The organism is Enterobacter sp. UPMP2060 (assembly GCF_053709655.1).
This window is the reverse complement of the sequence record NZ_JBSKJQ010000005.1, coordinates 242,059-263,964: the sequence shown is the minus strand read 5'-3', so window position 1 is coordinate 263,964 and position 21,906 is coordinate 242,059. Positions and strand designations below refer to the sequence as shown.

Annotated in this window: 20 protein-coding genes and 2 tRNA genes; 16 read left to right on the top strand and 6 right to left on the bottom strand. The window is 57.0% G+C overall.

The genetic code is table 11. The features are described from left to right. Positions 1 to 49: 49 nt before the first annotated feature. Together ACWKXN_RS13585 and dkgB are read left to right on the top strand one after the other, a co-directional pair. A tRNA-Asp gene (locus tag ACWKXN_RS13585) sits at positions 50 to 126 on the top strand. A gap of 160 nt (positions 127 to 286) precedes the next feature. Then, on the top strand, positions 287 to 1,090 hold the full coding sequence (gene dkgB / locus ACWKXN_RS13580; RefSeq protein WP_335279877.1) for a 2,5-didehydrogluconate reductase DkgB: 804 nt from the start codon (positions 287 to 289) through the stop codon (positions 1,088 to 1,090). 29 nt (positions 1,091 to 1,119) lie between these two features. Here the strand turns inward: dkgB and yafC are convergent, their stop codons facing one another. Next, entirely contained in the window at positions 1,120 to 2,025 is a 906-nt protein-coding gene (gene yafC / locus ACWKXN_RS13575) for a DNA-binding transcriptional regulator YafC (protein ID WP_454543908.1), read from the bottom strand. 104 nt (positions 2,026 to 2,129) lie between these two features. Between yafC and ACWKXN_RS13570 the strand changes: the two genes are divergently transcribed. From ACWKXN_RS13570 to ACWKXN_RS13560, 3 genes are all read left to right on the top strand, one after another. Beyond that, positions 2,130 to 3,305, top strand: coding sequence for an MFS transporter (locus ACWKXN_RS13570; RefSeq protein WP_167818471.1), 1,176 nt, complete (start codon positions 2,130 to 2,132; stop codon positions 3,303 to 3,305). Between the two features lie 136 nt (positions 3,306 to 3,441). Continuing rightward, a complete protein-coding gene (locus tag ACWKXN_RS13565) occupies positions 3,442 to 4,242 on the top strand; it encodes an endonuclease/exonuclease/phosphatase family protein (protein WP_024909448.1) in 801 nt (266 codons plus the stop codon). Positions 4,243 to 4,317: 75 nt separating this feature from the next. Beyond that, positions 4,318 to 5,091 (top strand): class I SAM-dependent methyltransferase, encoded by a 774-nt coding sequence (locus ACWKXN_RS13560; protein WP_048980843.1) that lies wholly within the window; start codon positions 4,318 to 4,320, stop codon positions 5,089 to 5,091. Positions 5,092 to 5,143: 52 nt separating this feature from the next. Here the strand turns inward: ACWKXN_RS13560 and mltD are convergent, their stop codons facing one another. Continuing rightward, entirely contained in the window at positions 5,144 to 6,508 is a 1,365-nt protein-coding gene (gene mltD, locus ACWKXN_RS13555) for a murein transglycosylase D (protein WP_032661729.1), read from the bottom strand. A 68-nt stretch (positions 6,509 to 6,576) separates the two neighbouring features. Continuing rightward, entirely contained in the window at positions 6,577 to 7,335 is a 759-nt protein-coding gene (gene gloB, locus ACWKXN_RS13550; protein ID WP_454543907.1) for a hydroxyacylglutathione hydrolase, read from the bottom strand. A gap of 32 nt (positions 7,336 to 7,367) precedes the next feature. Between gloB and ACWKXN_RS13545 the strand changes: the two genes are divergently transcribed. Next, on the top strand, positions 7,368 to 8,087 hold the full coding sequence (locus ACWKXN_RS13545) for a class I SAM-dependent methyltransferase (protein WP_023310484.1): 720 nt from the start codon (positions 7,368 to 7,370) through the stop codon (positions 8,085 to 8,087). Here the strand turns inward: ACWKXN_RS13545 and rnhA are convergent. Next, positions 8,084 to 8,551, bottom strand: a complete 468-nt coding sequence (gene rnhA, locus ACWKXN_RS13540) for a ribonuclease HI (RefSeq protein WP_023334599.1) — start codon at positions 8,549 to 8,551, stop codon at positions 8,084 to 8,086. The two genes, ACWKXN_RS13545 and rnhA, sit on opposite strands and share 4 nt — an antisense overlap. Before the next feature lie 64 nt (positions 8,552 to 8,615). Here rnhA and dnaQ point away from each other — a divergent pair, with 64 nt between their 5' ends. The 9 genes from dnaQ (at position 8,616) to ACWKXN_RS13495 (ending at position 17,710) form a co-directional block, all read left to right on the top strand. Then, entirely contained in the window at positions 8,616 to 9,347 is a 732-nt protein-coding gene (gene dnaQ / locus ACWKXN_RS13535) for a DNA polymerase III subunit epsilon (protein WP_055703371.1), read from the top strand. Positions 9,348 to 9,479: 132 nt separating this feature from the next. After that, a tRNA-Asp gene (locus ACWKXN_RS13530) sits at positions 9,480 to 9,556 on the top strand. A gap of 379 nt (positions 9,557 to 9,935) precedes the next feature. Further along, positions 9,936 to 10,655, top strand: coding sequence for a FadR/GntR family transcriptional regulator (locus ACWKXN_RS13525; RefSeq protein WP_023334601.1), 720 nt, complete (start codon positions 9,936 to 9,938; stop codon positions 10,653 to 10,655). Then, positions 10,652 to 11,665 carry an ABC transporter ATP-binding protein gene (locus tag ACWKXN_RS13520; protein WP_048979298.1) on the top strand — a complete coding sequence of 338 codons (1,014 nt, stop codon included), beginning with the start codon at positions 10,652 to 10,654 and terminating at the stop codon, positions 11,663 to 11,665. The genes ACWKXN_RS13525 and ACWKXN_RS13520 overlap by 4 nt, the downstream gene beginning before the upstream one ends. Beyond that, complete coding sequence (locus tag ACWKXN_RS13515; protein WP_454543906.1) at positions 11,662 to 12,744, top strand: ABC transporter ATP-binding protein; 1,083 nt, start codon at positions 11,662 to 11,664, stop codon at positions 12,742 to 12,744. The genes ACWKXN_RS13520 and ACWKXN_RS13515 overlap by 4 nt, the downstream gene beginning before the upstream one ends. Positions 12,745 to 12,746: 2 nt before the next feature. Further along, entirely contained in the window at positions 12,747 to 14,261 is a 1,515-nt protein-coding gene (locus tag ACWKXN_RS13510; RefSeq protein ID WP_454543905.1) for an ABC transporter substrate-binding protein, read from the top strand. A gap of 18 nt (positions 14,262 to 14,279) precedes the next feature. Further along, complete coding sequence (locus tag ACWKXN_RS13505; RefSeq protein ID WP_069303693.1) at positions 14,280 to 15,221, top strand: ABC transporter permease; 942 nt, start codon at positions 14,280 to 14,282, stop codon at positions 15,219 to 15,221. Between the two features lie 2 nt (positions 15,222 to 15,223). After that, complete coding sequence (locus tag ACWKXN_RS13500) at positions 15,224 to 16,099, top strand: ABC transporter permease (protein ID WP_029739694.1); 876 nt, start codon at positions 15,224 to 15,226, stop codon at positions 16,097 to 16,099. A 9-nt stretch (positions 16,100 to 16,108) separates the two neighbouring features. After that, positions 16,109 to 17,710: a gamma-glutamyltransferase family protein gene (locus ACWKXN_RS13495; protein ID WP_058842160.1), complete on the top strand. Its 1,602-nt coding sequence runs from the start codon at positions 16,109 to 16,111 to the stop codon at positions 17,708 to 17,710. A 51-nt stretch (positions 17,711 to 17,761) separates the two neighbouring features. Here ACWKXN_RS13495 and ACWKXN_RS13490 read toward each other — a convergent pair whose 3' ends face one another. Together ACWKXN_RS13490 and fadE are read right to left on the bottom strand one after the other, a co-directional pair. Further along, positions 17,762 to 18,532, bottom strand: coding sequence for an amidohydrolase (locus ACWKXN_RS13490; protein WP_039263863.1), 771 nt, complete (start codon positions 18,530 to 18,532; stop codon positions 17,762 to 17,764). 108 nt (positions 18,533 to 18,640) lie between these two features. Next, positions 18,641 to 21,085 (bottom strand): acyl-CoA dehydrogenase FadE, encoded by a 2,445-nt coding sequence (gene fadE / locus ACWKXN_RS13485; RefSeq protein WP_029739697.1) that lies wholly within the window; start codon positions 21,083 to 21,085, stop codon positions 18,641 to 18,643. A 239-nt stretch (positions 21,086 to 21,324) separates the two neighbouring features. Between fadE and lpcA the strand changes: the two genes are divergently transcribed. After that, positions 21,325 to 21,903: a D-sedoheptulose 7-phosphate isomerase gene (gene lpcA, locus ACWKXN_RS13480; RefSeq protein WP_010427884.1), complete on the top strand. Its 579-nt coding sequence runs from the start codon at positions 21,325 to 21,327 to the stop codon at positions 21,901 to 21,903. Positions 21,904 to 21,906 lie beyond the last annotated feature (3 nt).

Below are 21,906 nucleotides of genomic sequence, written 5' to 3'. Positions count from 1 at the left end.
TTAAGTAGTAAGCCGGTGCATAAATCCGGTGGTTACAGCAGTCTTCGGTGGAGCGGTAGTTCAGTCGGTTAGAATACCTGCCTGTCACGCAGGGGGTCGCGGGTTCGAGTCCCGTCCGTTCCGCCACTTATTAGAAGCCCTGAGCTAACGCTCAGGGCTTTTTTATTATCTGTCGTTTAATTATTGCGAAATTAGCAAAAATCCTCTGCGTTTTGCGCTCTTTTTCTCTATAACAACGCCAGCGATAATCTTCCTCAGTTTACGAATATAATGATTGAGGAATAGTATGACTCTCCCTGCATTTGGTCTGGGCACTTTCCGCCTGAAAGACGACGTTGTTATCGCATCGGTTAAAACCGCACTCGAACTGGGCTATCGTGCAGTTGATACGGCACAGATCTATGAAAACGAAGCTGCCGTTGGACAAGCTCTCGAAGTGAGTGGTGTACCGCGTAACGAACTGTTTATCACCACTAAAATCTGGATTGAGAATCTCAGCAAAGATAAGCTGATCCCTAGCCTGAAAGAGAGTCTGAAAAAACTGCGTACTGACTACGTAGATCTGACCCTTATCCACTGGCCATCACCGAATGATGCCGTCTCAGTAGAAGAATACATGCAGGCGCTGCTGGAAGCGAAAAAGCAGGGCTTAACCCGTGAAATTGGGATCTCCAACTTCACCATTCCACTGATGGAAAAAGCCATTGCTGCTGTTGGCGCAGAAAATATTGCGACTAACCAGATTGAGCTGTCGCCATACCTGCAAAACAGCAAAGTCGTGGACTGGGCAAAACAGCACGGGATCCACATCACCTCCTACATGACGCTGGCCTACGGTAAAGCGCTGAAAGATGAGGTAATTACGCGTATCGCAGAGAAACATAACGCGACTGCTGCGCAGGTGATTCTGGCATGGGCAATGGGTGAGGGTTATGCCGTGATCCCATCATCAACTAAGCGTGAAAACCTGGCCAGCAACCTGTTAGCAACGGATCTTCATCTGGATGCAGACGATAAAAAAGCGATCGCAGCGCTGGAGTGCAACGATCGCCTGGTAAGCCCGGAAGGTTTAGCTCCTGACTGGGATTAAGTTTGACCCGCCCTCTGTAACCTGAACCCTCATACAGCTCCTCCGGGAGCTGTTTTTATATGTTCACTCAGGAAGTCAATAAAGGCACGAATGCGCGTACTCACCGCTCTGTCACTGTAATACACTGCGCTAAAAGGCATTTCGACCGGCAGGCGTTTATCGGCCATCAATTCCACCAGTTCACCCCGGGCTATCTCCTTGTCAATCATATAGTCTGACAAGCAGGCGATACCATTTCCTTCGAGACACAGCTGCTTCAGCGTTTCCCCGCTGTTTGAGGATAATCCGCAGGTAATTTCATGAAGTTGACCATCATGACAGGCGACAGGCCAGGTGTTCAGCGACACCGGCTCCGTAAAGCCAAGGCACAGATGCTGCTTCAAATCTTCAACCGTCTCCGGTTTCCCATGTTCGGCAATATACTCTGGCGATGCGATAATTTTGCGGTAGCTGGCAAACAGAGGGCGGGCACGCAAGCTTGAATCTGTCAGGGTTCCCGCCCGGATAGCAACATCCACTTTCCGCTCGATGAGGTTGATAAACGTCTCTGAGGAGACCAGCGATAGCGTCATCTCCGGATAGCGTTCGCGGAAAGGTTTGATCAGCGGCATCAGAAAATGGAGCACAACCGGCGTGGCCGCATCAATGCGCAGCAACCCACGCGGCGTGCTGCGGGTCTCCATAATCTCCGTCTCCGCTGCGGCCATCTCCTGCAGTACCGACTGCACGCGGCGGAAGTAACGCTCTCCCTCTTCCGTCAGGCTCAGCTGCCGCGTCGTTCGGTTGAGCAGACTCACTCCAAGCTTCATCTCCAGTTTTTTTACCGAACGGCTGATGGCTGAGTTAGCCTGACCCAGCTGTTCGGCCGCGCGGCTAAAGCTGCCGCCTTCAACGACGGCGACAAAGATTGTCAGCTCTTCCGATGTTGCTTTCATTGTTGCACCACCTGCAAAATTCTATTGAGATTTTGACCATTTTTGTTATTTAAGCACTGGCGCATACTGCCTGTCATCTTAATCCTGATGATACGGAGTATTTTATGCCACTGGCGCTACTTGCCCTGACGATCAGTGCCTTCGCAATTGGCACGACCGAATTTGTTATCGTGGGCCTGGTTCCCACTATTGCTAACCAGCTTGCGATCTCGTTGCCCTCTGCGGGGTTGCTGGTATCTATCTACGCCCTTGGCGTCGCCGTCGGTGCGCCAGTGCTGACGGCCCTGACCGGACGTTTTCCGCGTAAGCAGCTGTTAGTCGCGCTGATGGTGTTGTTCACCGCTGGCAACATTCTGGCCTGGCAGGCGCCGGACTACACCACGCTGGTGATTGCGCGTCTGTTAACCGGCCTTGCACACGGCGTGTTCTTCTCGATTGGTTCCACCATTGCAACCAGCCTGGTGCCCAAAGAGAAAGCGGCTTCAGCGATTGCGATCATGTTTGGTGGACTGACCGTCGCACTCGTTACGGGCGTACCGCTGGGAACGTTTATCGGACAACACTTCGGCTGGCGTGAAACGTTCCTTGCCGTCTCCTTACTGGGTGCCATCGCCCTGGTGACCAGCCTGCTGCTGGTACCGTCGAATATCCCAGGCCGGGCGAGCGCCAGCCTGCGCGATCAGCTGAAGGTGCTCACGCATCCGCGTTTGCTGATTATCTACGCGGTAACTGCATTGGGCTATGGCGGCGTATTCACGGCTTTCACCTTCCTGGCGCCGATGATGCAGGACCTGGCAGGCTTTTCACCCAATGCCGTGAGCTGGATTTTGCTGGGATACGGTATTTCCGTTGCCATTGGCAATATCTGGGGCGGCAAGCTTGCAGATAAGCATGGTGCGGTACCGGCGCTGAAATTCATCTTCGCCGCCCTGGTGGTTCTGCTGATGATTTTCCAGTTCACTGCTTCGGTACACTACGCCGCGCTGGTCACTGTGCTGGTCATGGGGATCTTTGCCTTTGGTAATGTCCCCGGGCTTCAGGTTTACGTTGTCCAGAAAGCCGAGCTCTATACGCCAAATGCCGTGGATGTGGCGTCCGGTCTGAACATTGCCGCATTTAATATCGGCATTGCGCTGGGCTCCATCATTGGCGGGCAAACCGTAGCGCATGTTGGATTAGCCCAGACCCCGTGGATTGGCGCGGTGATTGTCCTGGTCGCCTTCCTGCTGATTGGCCTGAGTGGACGTCTCGATAAGCCAGCCCGGGTCGCGCTGGGGTAACATCAGTAAGTGCTTGCTTACAAAACTGGAAAGCGGTTTCTCAGAAATTGCGTTGAAAGTATGACCTAAAGTCCCTATAACATTAGAACCAGTCCGTTTTCCGGGCTGGTTCATGTTACAGAGGCTGTTTCCAAAAGTGCGAAAAAATACCTATGCCATGCGTTATGTTGCCGGAATGCCCGCGGAGAGGATCTTGCCTCCGGGGTCATTTGCGAGCATAAGCCAGGCATTACCCGCCGGCACACCGTTAAGCAGCGATGAGAAAATCCGTGTACTGGTGTGGAATATCTTTAAGCAGCAGCGTGCCGAATGGTTATCGGTACTCAAGAATTTTGGAAAAGATGCCCACCTGGTTCTGCTCCAGGAGGCACAAACCACCCCTGAACTGGTACGCTTTGCCACCACGAACTATCTTGCCGCCGACCAGGTGCCTGCGTTTGTCCTGCCACAACACCCCTCAGGTGTGATGACGCTTTCAGCAGCACATCCGGTCTATTGCTGTCCACTGCGCGAACGTGAACCTATCCTGCGTCTGGCAAAATCGGCGCTGGTGACGGTCTATCCGCTGCCGGATACCCGAATGCTGATGGTCGTGAATATCCACGCGGTAAACTTCAGCCTGGGCGTGGATGTTTACAGTAAGCAGTTACTTCCGATCGGCGATCAGATTGCCCATCACAGCGGGCCCATCATTATGGCCGGCGATTTCAATGCCTGGAGCCGTCCGCGCATGAATGCGCTGTATCGCTTTGCGCGCGAAATGTCGCTGCGTGAAGTTCGTTTTAGCGATGACCAGCGCAAAAAAGCCTTTGGTCGTCCTCTCGATTTTGTCTTCTATCGTGGTTTGAGCGTGCACGACGCCTCGGTTCTGGTGACGCGCGCCTCGGATCATAACCCTCTACTAGTCGAATTCAGTCCCGGCAAACCTGATAAATAATGGTGTGTCAGGTCTGCCGTGGGGCAGGCCTGTGCGGGTGCTGCCCTTTATTTTTCACTCACAAAGGACAGTACGATGACAACAACACGCTCCCATCATGACAACGTAGAAAAACAGTTTGGTTCTCAGGCAAGTGCCTATCTGAGCAGTGCCGTGCATGCTTCTGGCCGCGATCTGGTGCGTCTCGGTGAACGTCTGGCGGCGTTCCCGCAGGCGCACGTGCTGGATTTAGGCTGCGGGGCAGGGCATGCCAGCTTTACGGCTGCGCAGCGGGTCGCGCACGTTACCGCGTATGACTTATCCAGCCAGATGCTGGACGTCGTTGCCGGGGCGGCAAAAGCGAAAGGGCTGAACAACATCGATACGCGCCAGGGCTATGCCGAATCCTTACCGTTCGATGATGCATCGTTTGAGGTGGTGATCAGCCGTTATTCCGCGCACCACTGGCACGATGTCGGCCAGGCATTGCGCGAGGTCAAACGTGTTCTGAAGCCGGGCGGCACCTTCATCATTATGGATGTGATGTCTCCCGGACACCCGGTGCGCAATATCTGGCTGCAGACGGTAGAAGCGCTGCGCGATACCTCGCACGTGCAAAATTACGCCAGCGGAGAGTGGTTGTCGCTTATCACTGAAGCGGGGCTGATCGCGCGCGCGTTGATTACCGATCGCTTACCGCTGGAGTTCAGCTCCTGGATCGCGCGTATGCGCACCCCGGAAGCATTGAGCCAGGCGATCAGACTGTATCAGGAGAGTGCGTCCGCGGAGGTAAAGGCGTACTTTGAACTGCAGGACGATGGCTCGTTTACCAGCGATACCATCATGGCTGAAGCGCAAAAAGCGGAATAAACAAAAAAGGCACCGAGGGGAATCGGTGCCTTTTTATCTTTCGATCGTGCTATCAGGAGTCTGGCGTCGCGCTGTTCTTCACAAACAGCGTCAGCTGGTCGCCAGGTTTCAGATTGTCAGTATCATTGTTCCAGCGCATCACATCCTTGATGTTCACGCCGTGCCGTTTTGCGATACTGGACAGTGAATCGCCCTTGCGCACGCGATAGGTAATGCTATCGCTGTTGCTGGCGAGACGCTGTGCGCTGCTACCTGCACCTACCGTCAGAGTCTGACCCACTTTCAGGCCGGAACTGCGCAGATTATTCCACTGCTGCAGATCTTTCGCATTCACGCCAAGACGTGACGCGATGCCCGAAAGCGTATCACCTGAACGAACCTTATAGCTGCGGCTGTTAACTGATGATGCATCCGCGATCAGCGTTGACTGAACGGCGGCGATTTCACCAGAAGCTAAAGACTCACGTAACTGCTCGGCATGTTTCTGCGGAACCATTACATACTGCGGGCCACTTGCCCCCAGGGTTGAGCCTTTAACGCCAGCATTAAAGGTTTTCAATTTACTTACCGACATACCCGTCATATCAGCAACCTGTTGAATATCAACTGGATTGCTGAGGCGAACACGCGCCAGTGCACGACTTTCGTCTGGTGTTGGCAGTTGTACACCGTAACGCTTGCTGTTCTTGAGAATATCGCTCAATGCCAGCATTTTCGGTACGTAAATCTTTGTTTCCTGTGGCAGTGAGAGCGACCAAAAATCGGTGGATTTACCCCGTGCTTTATTCGCTTTCATTGCCTTCAGTACACGACCTTCGCCACTATTATACGCTGCGACCGTTAACAGCCAGTCGCCGTCAAACATCTTGTTCAGACGTTGCATCATGTCGAGAGCGGCTGTCGTTGAAGCGACAACATCGCGACGCGCATCATAGTTGCGGGTCTGTTTCAGACCATAGTTTCGCCCGGTGCTCGGAATGATCTGCCAAATGCCTGCGGCATTGGCGCCAGACGTCGCGTGTGGGTCAAAAGCGCTCTCCACTATGGGTAGGAGTACCAGCTCCATAGGCATGTTACGTTTCTTAACTTGCCCGGCTATCCAGTACATATACGGCTCTGCCCGTAACGTTACATCGTGGAGATAGCTCTTATTACTTAAATACTTCTGTTTCTGTTCGCGAATCCGGGGATTTTCCGGAATTCCCATCTTTAGCTCGTCGCCAATAGAGGTCCACAAGTCTTGATCCTGCGCGTAAGATGTTCCATCGTCCATCCAGCGCGCCGAACTTGCAAACTTCCCTGCTTCCCCTTGACCAGCTGCAGAAAGGCTCTGTGCGTGCTGTTGTACGTTGCTGCCGTTTTGCGACTGGCAACCTACAAGCAGGACAGAGGCGAGTAATATCGCTTTTGCCTTCATGTGTGTGTCAATAGTTGCTTAAAAGACGAGCGATGATAACGGCGAAATTTTGAAAAGGCAACCCGCAATTATCTGAAGTTATCTTTCTTTGACCTTAACCATGCAAATCGTTGTTCTGGTTGTTGCAAATTTGTTTCTTGGTTAATTTTATTAATTAAATCAATATCATCTGTGCGTAAAAATAAATTAATTTGGCGCTCATTTTTCAGAATTACGGGGAGTGTTTTTTGGTTTTTTGCACGTAACTCCTTCACTTTGTGATAATAATCCTGAATCGCTCGATCCTCGGGTAAGAGGCTCACTGCAAACTTCATATTTCCTAATGTATACTCATGGGCGCAACAAATGAGCGTCTCATCGGGTAGCGCGTTAATCTTCTGTAAAGACTGATACATTTGAGTTGGCGTGCCTTCAAACAGTCTTCCGCAGCCTCCGGAGAAGAGCGTATCGCCGCAAAAAAGATAAGGCTTACTGTAGAAACACAGATGTCCCAAAGTGTGACCTGGTATGGCAAATACGGAAAACTCCCACTCGCGTATGAGGATATTTTCGCCTTCTTCGACTACATGCGTGATTCCCTTATCTTGTGCCTCTGCCGGTCCGTAAACCACAAGATGCGGAAAATGAGCGCGCAGTTCAGGCACGCCGTCAGTGTGATCGTTATGATGATGCGTCAACAGAATGGCTTCTGGCTGCCAGCCGTTCTCTTTTATGGCGTGCAGTACAGGGGCGGATTCTCCGGGATCGACAATGATGCAGCGGCGATCGTCGTCAACCAAAACCCAGATGTAATTGTCCTGAAACGCTGGAATACTGATAAGATTCATACATTACCTCTTAGAGCGTGGCGGGTGTTTTGATGAAACCGGCAAGGATACCTCAGACTGTCGCAGCACCGGAACGTTGGGCGGAATTGCCCTGGGGTGAATACTATCGCGAAGCGTTAGAACAGCAGCTGAAGCCCTGGCTCGCGAAAATGTATGGCTTTCACCTGCTTAAGATTGGCAATCTCAGCGCGGAAATCAATACCGAAAGCTGCGCTATCTCGCATCAGGTTAACGTCTCTCTCGGCGGATCGCCGGTTCAGGTGAAAGCAGACCCGTTGCATCTGCCGTTTGCGGAAAAATCCGTCGATGCGTGTTTGCTCGCACATACGCTACCCTGGTGCAGCGATCCGCATCGTCTGCTTCGCGAAGCCGATCGCGTGCTGATTGATGACGGCTGGCTGGTACTTAGCGGATTCAATCCGCTAAGCCTGATGGGCCTGCGTAAGCTGGTACCGGTGCTACGCCGGACTCCACCTTACAACAGCCGGATGTTCACCATGATGCGTCAGCTCGACTGGCTTTCACTGCTGAATTTTGAAGTGCTCTGCTACGGTGGTTTTCAGGTGCTGCCCTGGGCGCGGCAGGGGGGCGTGGTACTGAGCACCCATCTCCCCGCGTTGGGCTGTTTGCAGTTTATCGTTGCGCGTAAGCGAACCATTCCCCTTACGCTTAACCCCATGAAGCAGAGCAAGTCGAAAACGCCCATCCGCCAGACCGTGGGCGCCACGCGGCAGTACAAAAAAACCGATTAGACGTCGGGCTGATAGCCCGCATCTTCATGTGCGGGATTGGATGCCGCAGCACGCGCCAGTTCGTCGCAGCGTTCGTTTTCCGGGTGGCCTGCGTGGCCTTTAACCCACTCCCACTTAATCTGGTGCTGGCCCAGCGCAGCATCAAGACGTTTCCAGAGATCGACGTTCTTGACCGGCTTCTTATCGGCGGTTTTCCAGCCGCGTTTTTTCCAGTTATGGATCCACTGGGTGATCCCCTGACGCACGTACTGACTGTCGGTGCTTAGCACCACGTCACAATGTTCTTTTAACGCCTCCAGCGCCACGATGGCCGCCATCAACTCCATCCGGTTGTTGGTGGTCAGAAAATAGCCTTCGCTAAAGGTTTTTTCGTGCTGGCGATAGCGCATAATCGCGCCGTAGCCGCCGGGTCCTGGGTTACCGAGACAAGATCCATCGGTGAAAATTTCTACCTGTTTACGCATCTCTGGTAGACTTCCTGTATTCGAAACGTTCAGTTAAACGATAAGTCTGACATAAATGACCGCTATGAGCACTGCAATTACTCGCCAGATTGTCCTCGATACCGAAACCACCGGTATGAACCAGATTGGCGCGCACTACGAAGGGCATAAGATCATCGAGATCGGCGCCGTTGAAGTGGTGAACCGTCGTCTTACAGGGAACAACTTCCACGTCTACCTCAAACCCGATCGGCTGGTGGATCCGGAAGCGTTCGGCGTTCACGGTATTGCCGATGAGTTCTTGCTGGATAAGCCGACTTTTGCGGATGTCGCTGACGAGTTCCTGGAATACATCAAGGGTGCCGAGCTTGTCATCCATAACGCATCGTTCGATATCGGCTTTATGGATTATGAATTCAGCAAGCTTAATCGTGATATTCCGAAGACGAACACCTTCTGTAAGGTGACGGACAGCCTGGCGCTGGCAAGGAAGATGTTCCCCGGCAAGCGTAACAGCCTGGATGCACTCTGCTCGCGCTACGAGATAGACAATACCAAGCGAACGCTCCACGGGGCGTTGCTCGATGCCCAGATCCTGGCCGATGTCTATCTGACGATGACCGGCGGGCAGACGTCAATGAAGTTCAGTATGGAAAATGAATCCCAGCAGACGCAAGGCGAAGCGGGCATTCAGCGTGTTGTCCGTCAGGCCAGTCGGTTGCGGGTTATTTTAGCCAGTGACGAAGAGCTTCTTAACCACGAATCCCGACTTGATCTGGTCCAGAAGAAGGGCGGCAGCTGTTTGTGGCGCGCCTGAAAAAACGCCTTAATGCCTGTAAAATCATCGTTTGGGCGATTTTTGCAGCAAACGATTCAAAACGTGAGAAAAAGCGTTGACGAGATCGGAGGCGCACCGTAATATGCGCCTCGTTCCCCAAACGGGAACAGTGGAGCGGTAGTTCAGTCGGTTAGAATACCTGCCTGTCACGCAGGGGGTCGCGGGTTCGAGTCCCGTCCGTTCCGCCACTATTCAGAAAGCCTGAATCAGAAATGATTCAGGCTTTCGTCGTTTCAGCCTTCAGTAATCTCATTCTCTCTCTTATCGTTAACAAAAAGTTAATATTCATAGTGCAATTTATTAACAATTGCACGGATATAGTGCGTTATTTGCACTGTAATTGTGCATTCCTCCATCACTCCTCTCTTCGCACCTCATTCAGAATGTTTCTTTCTGTAAAAATAATTCACGCAGAATCATCTGGTTATCTCCTGCTTTCCAAAAATATACCGAACCAATTTCGTATTGGTTTGGTTATTGCTTAATCATTAGCACGATAAGCTTCATTCCATATCAATAACTTATCGTTAATAAAAATAAAGTCATGATGAAAGCGAGCGAACCAATATGGAAAAACCGTCACGGTTTCTGGCCAATTCCAGCACCGCGCTTGAGCAGTTGCGCGGGCTTATCAACCAGCATGAGTCAACACCAGGCATACCGCTGCCCACGGAACGTGAGCTGTCGGACACTCTCGGCGTAGGACGACGTGAAGTACGTCGTGCGCTGGACGTGCTGGAAGAAGAGGGGCGCATCTGGCGTAAGCAGGGCAAAGGGACCTTTATTGGCCCGGCGGCACCTGTTGAACCGCTGGCCCTTCAGGGATTGGTTCAGCAAACCAACCTTCTGGAAGTGATGGAAGCTCGTCTGCAGCTCGAACCCGGCTTAGCCCGGCTTGCGGCACTGCGTGCCACCAGGGAAAACCTCGCGCTCATGCAGCGCATGCTGGAACGCATCGACAAGGTCAGTCCGGACGACCGCGATCTCAACGAACTCTGGGACAGCGCCTTTCACCGGGCGATTGCCGAGGCGGCGGGCAACCGTCTGATGCTCGGCCTGTTTGATGCCATTGATGCCGTTCGGCGCGAACCGGGCTGGCAGCATCTGCGCGAGCTGGCACGCACCCCCGAACGTGTCGACAGCTATAACGACCACCACCATAAGATCATGTCTGCGATTATCCATCGCCAGCCTAATGAAGCCGCGGCCGCCATGCGCGAACACTTGCTCAGCCTGCAAACCGCCCTGATTCAGGCGATCCACCTTGAGGACGACTTCACGCCATGACGACAATACCCTTTAAGGACGCCACACCCGTATTGCGGGTGCAAAACCTCAACGTTACGTTTGCTGGCTCGCCGGTTAGCGTGCTTGATGGTATCTCGCTGACCGTCAGGGCGGGCGAAACGCTGGCGCTGGTGGGGGAGTCAGGTTGCGGGAAAAGTATCACCTCCCTGGCGCTGATGGGATTACTGCCCGCCAGCGCGCAGATTGTCAGCGGTGAGATGCAGTTTCGCCGCCACAATCTGCGAAAGCTCTCACCGCGGGAGTATGCCGATCTGCGCGGCAGCGAGCTGGCGATGATTTTTCAGGAGCCGATGACCTCGCTCAATCCGGCGTTCACGCTGGGGGATCAGCTGAGCGAGGCGGTTATGCGACACCAGAACGTCTCGCGCGCAGAGGCGATGAAGGTCGCGCTGCAGATCCTCGAGAAGGTGCAGATCCCGGCGGCAGAGATGCGCCTGAAAGCATATCCCCACCAGCTTTCCGGCGGCATGCGCCAGCGCGTGATGATTGCGATGGCGTTGATTAACCACCCCAAACTGCTGATTGCCGACGAGCCGACCACAGCGCTCGACGTCACCATCCAGGCGCAAATCCTCGCCTTGCTCAACGCCTTAAAAGAGGAAACCGGCACGGCGGTGCTGATGATCACCCACGATTTAGGCGTGGTGGCAGAAGTCGCCCAGCAGGTCGCGGTGATGTATGCCGGGCAGGTGGTGGAGCAGGGGAGCGTGGAGGCAATATTCGCCGACCCGCAGCACCCGTACACCATCGGCCTGATGGGGTCGATCCCCTCGCTGGGCGCACGCAAGGGCCAGCTCTCCACCATTCCCGGCGCGGTCCCGCTCCCGGAATCCATGCCGAAAGGCTGCCGTTTTGCCACCCGCTGCCCGTTTGCGCAGTCGCGCTGCCATGCTGAAAAACCGCCGCTCACCGCGCTCGGCGCGGGCCATCAGGTCGCCTGCTTCCGCGTACCGCTCGAACAGCACATTGCCCTGGGAGAAATCGCATGACCACGCCCATTCTTGAAGCCCGTGACCTCAGCAAGCTTTTCCCCGGCCCCAAAAAGCTCTTTACTCCGGCACGGTTTGTCACGGCGGTCGATCGCGTTTCGCTTGCCGTGATGCCGGGCGAAACGCTGGCGATCGTCGGCGAGTCCGGCTCCGGGAAATCTACGCTCGGTCGTCTGCTGCTGCGCCTGCTGGCCGCCAGCGAAGGGCGCGTGTTTTATCAGGGGGAGGAGATCACCGACGCCTCCGGTGCCCGCCTGAACCAGCTCCGGCGCGAGCTGCAAATCATCTTTCAGGATCCCTTCGCCTCGCTCAACCCGCGCATGACGGTGGAGCAAATCGTCGGGGAGCCGCTGTGGCTGCATCAGAACATGAAAAAAGCGGATCGCCAGTACCGCGTTGCCGAGCTGCTTAAAACCGTGGGCCTGCCTGCCGCCTGGGCCGGGCGCTATCCGCACGAGTTTTCCGGCGGGCAGCGCCAGCGTATCGGCATTGCGCGTGCGCTGGCTTCCGGGCCGAAGCTGCTGCTGGGCGATGAGCCGGTATCCGCGCTGGATGTGTCCGTCCAGGCGCAGGTGGTTAATCTGCTGGAGAGCCTAAAGCACCAGCTGGGGCTGACGATGGTGATTGTCGCCCACGGTCTGGCGGTGATCCGCCATATGAGCGACCGCGTGGCGGTCATGTATCTCGGGCAAATCGTCGAGCTTGCCACCGTCGACGAGATTTTTGACGCGCCGCTGCACCCCTACACCCAGGCGCTGATTGCCTCGGCACCGCAGATGCAGCCGGGCGTTGAGCGAGGTGCGCCGCTGCTGCAGGGGGATCTGCCCAACCCGGCCAGCCCGCCGTCCGGCTGCCGTTTCCACACCCGCTGCCCGTACGTCACCGATGAATGCCGCCAGGTTGAGCCGATCAATCAGGTGCTCGACGGCGGACGTCAGGTTGCCTGCCACCGCTGGCAGGAGATCAACCGCGATCGCAGCGTTATTCAGATCGCACCGCCATCCGCCGCCTTTCTGCGCCGCCGCGCGCTGTTTGAACACGCGGCCACTCACTCGTCCCTTCCTTCAAGGAACTCATGATAATGACAATGCGTAATTCTCTTTTGACCGTACTGGGAAGTGTTATGTTGCTTGGCGCGGCGCTGCCCGCCCATTCTGAAAGCGTGCTGCGAATCGGCCTGGGCGCTGACCCGGACATGCTCGACCCGCATCTGGCGCGCACCTACTATGGCCGCTTCGTCTTTGCCTCCCTGTGCGACAGGCTGGTGGACGTGGATGAAAATCTGAAGGTCGTCCCCGGCCTGGCTAAAGACTGGGCGTGGAGTGATGACGGTAAAACCCTGACGCTCAATCTGCGCGAAGGCGTCACCTTCCACGACGGTGAGAAATTCGATGCCGCCGCGGCAAAATACAACCTCGACCGCGCCCTGAGCCTGAAAGGATCCCTGCGTAAGAGCGAGATCTCCTCCGTTGAATCGGTCGAGGTCACCGGCCCGATGCAGATTGCGCTGCACCTGAAGACCCCCGATGCCGCGCTGCTGATGCAGCTCACCGACCGTGCGGGCGCGATGATGGCCCCCGAGGCGGCGAAAAAGCCTGACTTTGCCGCCCATCCGGTCTGTTCCGGCCCGTACAAGTTTGACAGCCGCGTGTCCCAGGACCGCATCGTGCTGACCCGCTTCGACAACTACTGGAACAAAGACGCCTACCACTTCGACAAAATTATCTATCTGCCGATCCCGGACGCCTCCGTGCGCCTCGCGAACCTGCGCGCGGGCGATCTTGACCTGACCGAAGGCATCGCCGCCAGCGACGTTAAAACGGTCGAAGCCGACAGCAAGCTGGCGCTGGCGAAGGTAACCGGTCTCGGCTATCAGGGCATTATCTTCAACATCAACAACGGCAAGGTGCCGGCCAACGATCCGTTCAAGGACGCCCGCGTGCGCGAGGCGTTTTCTCAGGCCATCGACCGCGATGCGTTAAACCAGGTGGTCTTCGAAGGGCTTTACACCCCGGCAAACCAGGCGTTTTCCCCGGTCAGCCCGTATCACGTTAACCTGCCGGTTCCGCCGCGTGACGTCGACAAAGCCAAAGCGCTGCTGAAGGCGGCAGGCGTCACCGCGCCGCTGACCGTCAACCTGCTGGTGCCGAACAACCCAACCTCGCAGCAGGTGGGCCAGGTATTGCAGGCGATGGTCGCCGAGGCCGGATTTAACCTGAACCTGCAGATGACCGAATTCGCCACGCTGCTCGACCGCCAGCAGAGCGGCGACTATCAGCTGAGCTTCTCCGGCTGGTCGGGACGCCCGGATCCGGACGGCAGCATCTACGGCTTTATCAACAGCAAAGGCACGCTCAACGACGGCCGCTACAGCAACGCGCAGGTCGATGAGTGGCTGACCCAGGCGCGCCAGAGCACCGACCAGGCCGCACGCCAGCCGCTGTACGACAAGGTGGTGAAGCAGCTGCAAACCGACATGCCGATTGCCTACCTCTACTTCGAGCCGCGCATTTTCGGTCTGAACAAAAGCGTGCAGGGCTTTAAGCCGTACCCGGACGGCATCGTGCGTCTGGCGGGTTTGACGCTGGCGAAATAAAGGTCCCGAGGAGAACCCATGCTGGAACTGATTTGCAAACGTCTGCTGCTGGCTATACCAACCCTGCTACTGGTGAGCATGATGGTGTTCGGGCTGCAAAAGCTGCTGCCCGGCGACCCGCTGATCGCCATGGCCGGGGAGGAGCGCGACCCGGCGGTCATCGCCCAGCTGCGTGCGGAACTGAACCTCGATGCGCCAATCCCCGTGCAGTATTTCCACTGGCTGACGCGCGCGCTGCAGGGCGATCTGGGCGTCTCCTTACGCACGCACGAACCGGTGACGCAGCTGATCGCCAGCAAGCTGCCGGTCACGCTGGAGCTGTCTCTGCTGGCGATGATTATCGCGCTGGTGTTTGGCATCAGCATGGGGATCCTCGCGGCGGTGAACAAAAATAGCTGGGTCGATCACGGGGCGAATTTCGTGGCGATCTCGGGGATCTCGATCCCGCACTTCTGGCTGGGGATCCTGCTGATTCTGGTCTTTTCGGTGAACCTGCAGTGGCTGCCCGCGTCCGGCTACGTGCCGTTCAGTGAAGAGCCGCTCCAGAACCTGCGCACGCTGCTGCTGCCTGCGTCCGTGCTCGGAACGGGCCTTGCGGCGACGCTGATGCGCCATACCCGCGCCTCGATGATTGCGGTCCTGAAGGCGGATTACATCCGCACCGCGCGCGCTAAGGGGCTGCTGCCAAAGGCGGTGATCCTGAAGCATGCTTTTCGCAACGCGCTGGTACCGGTCATCACCCTCACCACGCTGCTGTTCGGCGAGCTGCTGGGCGGCGCGGTGCTGACCGAGCAGGTCTTCACCATTCCGGGCTTCGGCAAGATGATCGTCGACTCGGTATTTAACCGTGACTACGCGGTGGTGCAGGGCGTAGTGCTGATCGTGGCGATCGGCTTCCTGATGCTCAACCTGCTGGCCGACGTGCTCTACGTCCTTATCAACCCGAAAATGCGAGGTTAACCATGGCGGAACTGACGACGCAAACCGTTACGCCCGCGCTGCCGCGCGCGCAAAACCGGGTGCTGAAGAAATTCCTTGCCAACAAAAGCGCGGTGATTGGCGCGGTGGTGGTGGGATTCTTTGTGCTGGTGGCGCTGCTGGCGCCGTGGATTGCCCCGTTCGACCCGGTCAAAGCCAACTTCCTGGCGGTGCGCAAAGCGCCGTCGGCGATGTACTGGTTCGGCACCGACGAGCTGGGGCGCGACATTTTATCCCGCATTATCTGGGGGGCGCGCACCTCGCTGATGGCAGGCTGTATGTCGGTCGTTATCGCGGTGGTCATCGGCGTGCCGCTGGGGCTGGTGGCGGGTTACTTCCAGAAGATGTGGGACGGCGTGATCTCGCGGTTTATCGAGGCGCTGCTGGCCTGTCCGTTCCTGATCATGGCGATCGCGCTGGGGGCGTTTTTGGGCCCGAGCCTGACGAACGCCATGATCGCCATCGGTCTTTCGGCGATGCCGATCTTCGCCCGCCTGACGCGCGGGCAGGTGATCGCCATTCGCAACGAAGAGTACATCGACGGCGCGCGGGCGATTGGCCTGCCGGACCGCTGGATCATCATCAAATACGTCCTGCCAAACGTGATGTCGCCAATCCTGGTGCAGGCCACGCTGGCCATCGCCTCGGCAATTATCGCCGAAGCCAGCCTGTCGTTTTTGGGGCTGGGGCAGCAGCCGCCCAATCCGTCCTGGGGCTCTATGCTCAATACCGCGAAAGGGTTTCTGGAGCAGGCGCCGTGGATGTCCGTTTTCCCCGGCGTGGCGATTTTCCTTGCCGTGCAGGGCTTTAATTTACTCGGTGACGGGCTGCGCGATGCGCTCGATCCGCGCCACGACTAAGGAGTCATGATGACCAAAGCGCTTGATTTTACATCCGGTTACGCTTCACGCCGCCCGCCAATGATGGGCCGTAACGCCGTCGCCACGTCGCAACCGCTGGCGGCGCAGGCGGGAATGAAAATGCTGCAGCTGGGCGGCAACGCCGTGGATGCGGCCATTGCCACCGCGATGGCGCTGACGGTGGTTGAGCCGACCGGCAACGGGATCGGCAGCGACGCCTTTGCCATCGTCTGGGACGGTGAAAAGCTGCACGGCCTGAACGCGTCCGGTCGTTCGCCTGCGAGCTGGCATGCGGATCTGTTTGCTGGAAAAACCGCGGTGCCGGAAATTGGCTGGGACGCGGTGACCGTGCCGGGTGCAGTATCCGGCTGGGTCGCGCTGGCGGAACGCTTCGGCACGCTGCCGCTGACCACGCTGGCGCAGCCTGCCATTGACTACGCGCGCAACGGTTTCCCGGTCTCCCCGCTGATCGGCCATCTCTGGCAGCGCGGCTATAGCAAGCTGAAAGATCAGCCGGGCTTCAGCGCCTGCTTCGCGCCGGAAGGCCGCGCCCCGCGCGTGGGGGAAATCTTCCGTAACCCGGCGCAGGCGAACTCGCTGGAGCTGATTGCCCGCACCAACGGTGAAGCCTTTTACCGCGGCGAGCTGGCGCAGAAAATTGCCGCTTTTGCCAAAGAACACGGCGCGCACCTGACGGCTGAAGATCTGGCAAACCACCGCGTGGACTGGGTAGAGTTGCTGTCGCGCGACTTTGCGGGCGGTTCGGTGCAGGAATTGCCGCCAAACGGCCAGGGGATCGCCACGCTGATTGCGCTCGGCATTCTGGAGCAGTGCGGCATTGAGAAGCATCACCCGGATTCCGTGCAGTCCCTGCACCTGTCCATTGAGGCGATGAAGCTGGCGCTGGCGGATCTCGACCGCTACGTGGCGGATGAAGACCATATGGCGTTCGCGGCGCAAGAGTTGCTGAGCGACCATTATCTGAAGTCGCGCGCGGCGCTTATCAATCACGAGCACGCCTCTGATTTCGTTTACGGTTCCCCGACGCAGAGCGGCACGGTCTACATCAGCACCGCCGACGCCAGCGGGATGATGGTTTCGTTTATTCAGTCCAACTACATGGGCTTTGGTTCAGGCATCGTGGTGCCGGATACGGGGATCAGCCTGCAAAACCGGGGCTGCGGGTTTGTGCTGGATCCCAATCACCCGAACGCGCTGGCGGGCAGCAAGCGACCGTTCCACACCATCATTCCGGGCTTTGCGATGGACGGCAGCGGCCAGCCGCTGATGTCTTTCGGCGTGATGGGTGGCCCGATGCAGGCGCAGGGGCACATGCAGATGGCGCTGCGCATTATGCTGCACGGGCAAAACCCACAGGCGGCAATCGATGCCCCGCGCTGGCGCGTGGTGCAGGGCAGGGAGGTGATCGTTGAATCGACCTTCGATCGCAATACCATCGCCGCGCTGCGCGAGCGGGGTCATCAGATCGTGGTGGAAGATCCGCTTCAGGATTACAACTTCGGCGGGGCGCAGGTGATTTACCGTCTGCCGGAAGGACACTACGTGGCCGCGACGGAAAGCCGCAAAGACGGGCAGGCGCTGGTGAGTTAATGTTTTATCCTCCCTCTCCCGTTGGGAGAGGGGCGGGGTGAGGGGAAAATTTCAGCCAATGCTAAACGGATCCGCATCCTGCCAGGCCGGAAACTTCTCGCGATACTCCTGCAGTGCCGTCAACGACAGCTCGGCATCAATGCGCGTCGCCTGATGCGGCTCGGCGGTGGCAATGATCTCGCCCTGCGGATTCACCACCCGGCTGTCGCCGCGGTAGTGATGCCCGTTGCCGTCGGTTCCCACGCGGTTACAGCCCACCACGTACGCCTGGTTCTCAATCGCGCGCGCTACCAGCAGCGACTGCCAGTGGAGGGAGCGCGGTGCAGGCCAGTTGGCAACATACAGCGCCAGGTCGTAATCGTTGCGGTTGCGCGACCACACCGGGAAGCGCAGGTCGTAGCAGACCAGCGGCAAAATACGCCAGCCGCGCCACTCGAACACCACGCGCTCGTGACCCGCTTCATAGTGATGATGCTCATCCGCCATGCGGAACAGGTGGCGTTTATCGTAAAAATGCACTTTCCCTTCCGGCTCCACCAGCAGGAAGCGGTTCACCGGCCCGCGATCCGTTTGCAGGGCGGCGCTCCCGGCGATCAGCGCGTTGGTCTGCTGCGCTTTGGCATGCATCCAGGCCACCACCTCATCCTGCGGCATTGATTGTTGTGCCGCTTCCATGGCGAAGCCGGTGGTGAACATCTCCGGCAGGACAATCACATCACGCCCGGTAATCTCTTCCAATTGACGATCAAAGTGGCGCAGGTTGGCGGGGCCATCCATCCACACTAAAGGTTGCTGCAAAATAGAAATCTTCAAACCAGGCACGATACAGACTCCTCAAAAGACCGCTTTTTGACACTGTAGCACGTCATTACGAGAAAATGTGGCAATAAAAAACCCCGCGCGAGGCGGGGTTTGTATAAGCGAAACGCGTTACGCCGCTTCAGGTTTGCGGTGCTTCTCCGGCAGCTTTACCGGCTGCGTCGCCAGCTCGTCCGGTTCGAAATCATCCACGTTAATGCTGCGCAGACGGCTCTCTTCGGCTTTCACCAGCAGAGCGGCTTCATCTTTATTGATAATGCCGCCGGCCAGCGCCTGTTTTGCCAGTTCGTCCAGACGGGTAAACGGCAGGTTTTTGCCCAGCTGTTTACAGATCTTCTGGTGAATCGGATCGGCAGCCATCACGTCCAGCAGCGCCTCTTCCAGCAGTCCCACCGGGTTATGCGGCGTCGGCGTCAGATACTGACCACGACCGATACGGGAGCGGGTTGCGCTCGGTACCTGCAGGATCTTCGCTACCTTGTGGTCCAGCTTGTCGGACGGCGCAAGGTGGTGACGTCCGGTCGGGAAGATCACCGCGCGCAGGGCTCCCGCCACGAAGCGGTTCGGGAAGTTCGCCAGCAGGTCGTCAATCGCCTGTTCAGCCTGATACATCGCATCCTGAACGCCCCAGTGCACCAGCGGCAGATCCGCTTCCTGACGGCCTTCGTCGTCGTAGCGCTTCAGGACCGCAGAGGCCAGGAAGATCTGGCTCAGTACATCCCCCAGACGGGCAGAGATACGCTCGCGACGCTTCAGGCTACCGCCCAGCACCGCCATGGAGACGTCAGACAGCAGAGCCAGGTTGGCGCTCAGACGGTTCAGATGCTGGTAGTAACGTTTGGTCGCATCGCCGGTCGGCGTCGCGCTGGTAAGACCGCGCGTCAGGCCCAGCCAGAAGCTGCGCACCTTGTTGCTGCCCACGTGACCGATATGTTTGAACAGCAGCTTATCGAAGGCATCCACGTCGTTGTTCTGCGCGGCAGCCATCTCTTCCAGCACGTACGGATGGCAGCGAATTGCGCCCTGACCGAAGATCATCATGCTGCGGGTCAGGATGTTTGCCCCTTCCACGGTGATGGCAATCGGTGCGCCCTGATAGCCGCGCGCCAGGAAGTTGCCTTCGCCGAGCATAATGCCTTTACCGCCCGCGATATCCATCGCGTCAATGATCGACTGCTGCGCGCGGTGGGTACAGTGGTACTTCACAATCGCGGACAGCACGGCCGGTTTTTCGCCCAGCATAATGCCGTAGGTAATCAGAGAAGCCGCGGCATCCATCACGTAGGCGTTGCCCGCGATACGCGCCAACGGCTCTTCGATACCTTCCATCTTGCCGATGGAGATTTTGAACTGACGGCGGATGTGGGCGTAAGCGCCAATCCCCATCGCGACCGACTTCAGACCGCCGGTTGAGTTCGACGGCAGGGTAATGCCGCGGCCCACAGACAGACATTCCACCAGCATACGCCAGCCCTGACCGGCCATTTTCGGACCGCCGATGATGTAGTCAATCGGCACAAAGATGTCCTGACCGCGGGTCGGACCGTTCTGGAACGGCACGTTCAGCGGGAAGTGACGGCGACCAATTTCAACGCCTGGGGTAGAGGTTGGGATCAGCGCACAGGTAATGCCCAGATCTTCTTCGCCGCCCAGCAGTTTTTCCGGGTCAGAGAGCTTAAAGGCCAGACCCAGCACGGTGGCGATTGGCGCCAGGGTGATATAACGCTTGTTCCAGGTCAGGCGCATGCCCAGCACCTGCTCGCCCTGCCACTCACCCATGCAGACCACGCCGGTATCCGGTATCGCGCCTGCATCGGAACCCGCTTCCGGGCTGGTCAGCGCGAAGCAAGGGATTTCCTGACCGCGTGCCAGACGCGGCAGGTAGTGATCTTTCTGCTCTTCCGTACCGTAATGCTGCAGCAGTTCGCCCGGGCCTAAGGAGTTAGGCACGCCAACGGTAATCGCCAGGATCCCGGAGACGCCCGCCAGCTTTTGCAGGACGCGAGCCTGAGCGTAAGCGGAGAACTCCAGACCGCCGTACTCTTTCTTGATGATCATCGCGAAGAAGCGATGTTCTTTCAGATACGCCCACAGCTCCGGCGGCAGATCGGCCATTTCATGGGTGATGGCAAAGTCGTTTGCCATGCGGCACGCTTCTTCCACCGGGCCGTCAATAAAGGCCTGCTCTTCAGCGGTCAGACGCGGCTGCGGATAGTTATGCAGCTTTTTCCAGTCCGGGTTGCCCTGGAACAGATCGCCTTCCCACCAGGTGGTGCCCGCGTCAATCGCTTCTTTTTCAGTACGCGACATGGGCGGCATCACTTTGCGAAAGCCCTTGAACACCGGCGCAGAGATCATTGATTTACGCATCGGGGCCAGGTTAAACGGCAAAAGGATGATGGCAAGAGGGACTAAAAGCCAGATATTCCAGAGACCTGCGACGCCAAGCGCAGCCGTCCAGGCCAGAAGAATCAGGCTGCTCAGGAATAAACTTACGCGGTGATAGAACAACACACCGAGCAGAACAACGGTTGCGAGAATGCTCAAAATCATCATAAAGAAAAGCTCCCTTGCTTGTAGGAGGTCTGACCACTTGTGGTGATATGGTTGTAGTTGATGTTATTTCCTTTAGCAATGTGTTTACAAAATAATTACAACCTGGTTCACATTGTTCGCGTTTTAGCCGGCACAAAAAATCAAAACGCCGGACGATTCGCATGGCTTTAGCTTCTCGCTTTTCCCGCTATCCGGTACACTCCACTGTGTTATTTCATCAATACTGAAGGATTATCCTCATGTACCAGGATCTTATTCGTAACGAACTGAACGAAGCGGCGGAAACGCTGGCGAACTTTCTGAAAGATGATGCCAATATTCACGCTATTCAGCGCGCAGCGGTCCTGCTGGCCGACAGCTTCAAAGCCGGTGGCAAAGTGCTTTCCTGCGGTAACGGCGGTTCCCACTGCGACGCTATGCACTTCGCAGAAGAGCTGACCGGACGCTATCGCGAAAACCGCCCGGGCTACCCGGCGATTGCGATTTCAGACGTGAGCCACATCTCCTGCGTAGGCAACGACTTCGGTTACGACCACATCTTCTCCCGCTACGTTGAAGCGGTAGGCCGTGAAGGCGACGTGCTGCTGGGGATCTCTACCTCTGGTAACTCCGGCAACGTGATCAAAGCGATCGCCGCCGCGCGTGAAAAAGGGATGAAGGTCATCACCCTGACCGGTAAAGATGGCGGTAAGATGGACGGTACGGCGGATGTCGAAATTCGCGTTCCGCACTTCGGTTATGCTGACCGTATTCAGGAAATTCACATCAAAGTGATCCACATCCTGATCCAGCTGATCGAAAAAGAGATGGTTAAGTAAGAC

What these genes read in the sequence shown, in the direction of transcription:
- dkgB (WP_335279877.1), top strand. Translation starts at nt 287, where the DNA reads ATGACTCTCCCTGCATTTGGTCTGGGCACTTTCCGCCTGAAAGACGAC.
- yafC (WP_454543908.1), bottom strand. Translation starts at nt 2,025, where the DNA reads ATGAAAGCAACATCGGAAGAGCTGACAATCTTTGTCGCCGTCGTTGAA.
- ACWKXN_RS13570 (WP_167818471.1), top strand. Translation starts at nt 2,130, where the DNA reads ATGCCACTGGCGCTACTTGCCCTGACGATCAGTGCCTTCGCAATTGGC.
- ACWKXN_RS13560 (WP_048980843.1), top strand. Translation starts at nt 4,318, where the DNA reads ATGACAACAACACGCTCCCATCATGACAACGTAGAAAAACAGTTTGGT.
- mltD (WP_032661729.1), bottom strand. Translation starts at nt 6,508, where the DNA reads ATGAAGGCAAAAGCGATATTACTCGCCTCTGTCCTGCTTGTAGGTTGC.
- gloB (WP_454543907.1), bottom strand. Translation starts at nt 7,335, where the DNA reads ATGAATCTTATCAGTATTCCAGCGTTTCAGGACAATTACATCTGGGTT.
- ACWKXN_RS13545 (WP_023310484.1), top strand. Translation starts at nt 7,368, where the DNA reads ATGAAACCGGCAAGGATACCTCAGACTGTCGCAGCACCGGAACGTTGG.
- rnhA (WP_023334599.1), bottom strand. Translation starts at nt 8,551, where the DNA reads ATGCGTAAACAGGTAGAAATTTTCACCGATGGATCTTGTCTCGGTAAC.
- dnaQ (WP_055703371.1), top strand. Translation starts at nt 8,616, where the DNA reads ATGAGCACTGCAATTACTCGCCAGATTGTCCTCGATACCGAAACCACC.
- ACWKXN_RS13525 (WP_023334601.1), top strand. Translation starts at nt 9,936, where the DNA reads ATGGAAAAACCGTCACGGTTTCTGGCCAATTCCAGCACCGCGCTTGAG.
- ACWKXN_RS13520 (WP_048979298.1), top strand. Translation starts at nt 10,652, where the DNA reads ATGACGACAATACCCTTTAAGGACGCCACACCCGTATTGCGGGTGCAA.
- ACWKXN_RS13515 (WP_454543906.1), top strand. Translation starts at nt 11,662, where the DNA reads ATGACCACGCCCATTCTTGAAGCCCGTGACCTCAGCAAGCTTTTCCCC.
- ACWKXN_RS13510 (WP_454543905.1), top strand. Translation starts at nt 12,747, where the DNA reads ATGACAATGCGTAATTCTCTTTTGACCGTACTGGGAAGTGTTATGTTG.
- ACWKXN_RS13505 (WP_069303693.1), top strand. Translation starts at nt 14,280, where the DNA reads ATGCTGGAACTGATTTGCAAACGTCTGCTGCTGGCTATACCAACCCTG.
- ACWKXN_RS13500 (WP_029739694.1), top strand. Translation starts at nt 15,224, where the DNA reads ATGGCGGAACTGACGACGCAAACCGTTACGCCCGCGCTGCCGCGCGCG.
- ACWKXN_RS13495 (WP_058842160.1), top strand. Translation starts at nt 16,109, where the DNA reads ATGACCAAAGCGCTTGATTTTACATCCGGTTACGCTTCACGCCGCCCG.
- fadE (WP_029739697.1), bottom strand. Translation starts at nt 21,085, where the DNA reads ATGATGATTTTGAGCATTCTCGCAACCGTTGTTCTGCTCGGTGTGTTG.
- lpcA (WP_010427884.1), top strand. Translation starts at nt 21,325, where the DNA reads ATGTACCAGGATCTTATTCGTAACGAACTGAACGAAGCGGCGGAAACG.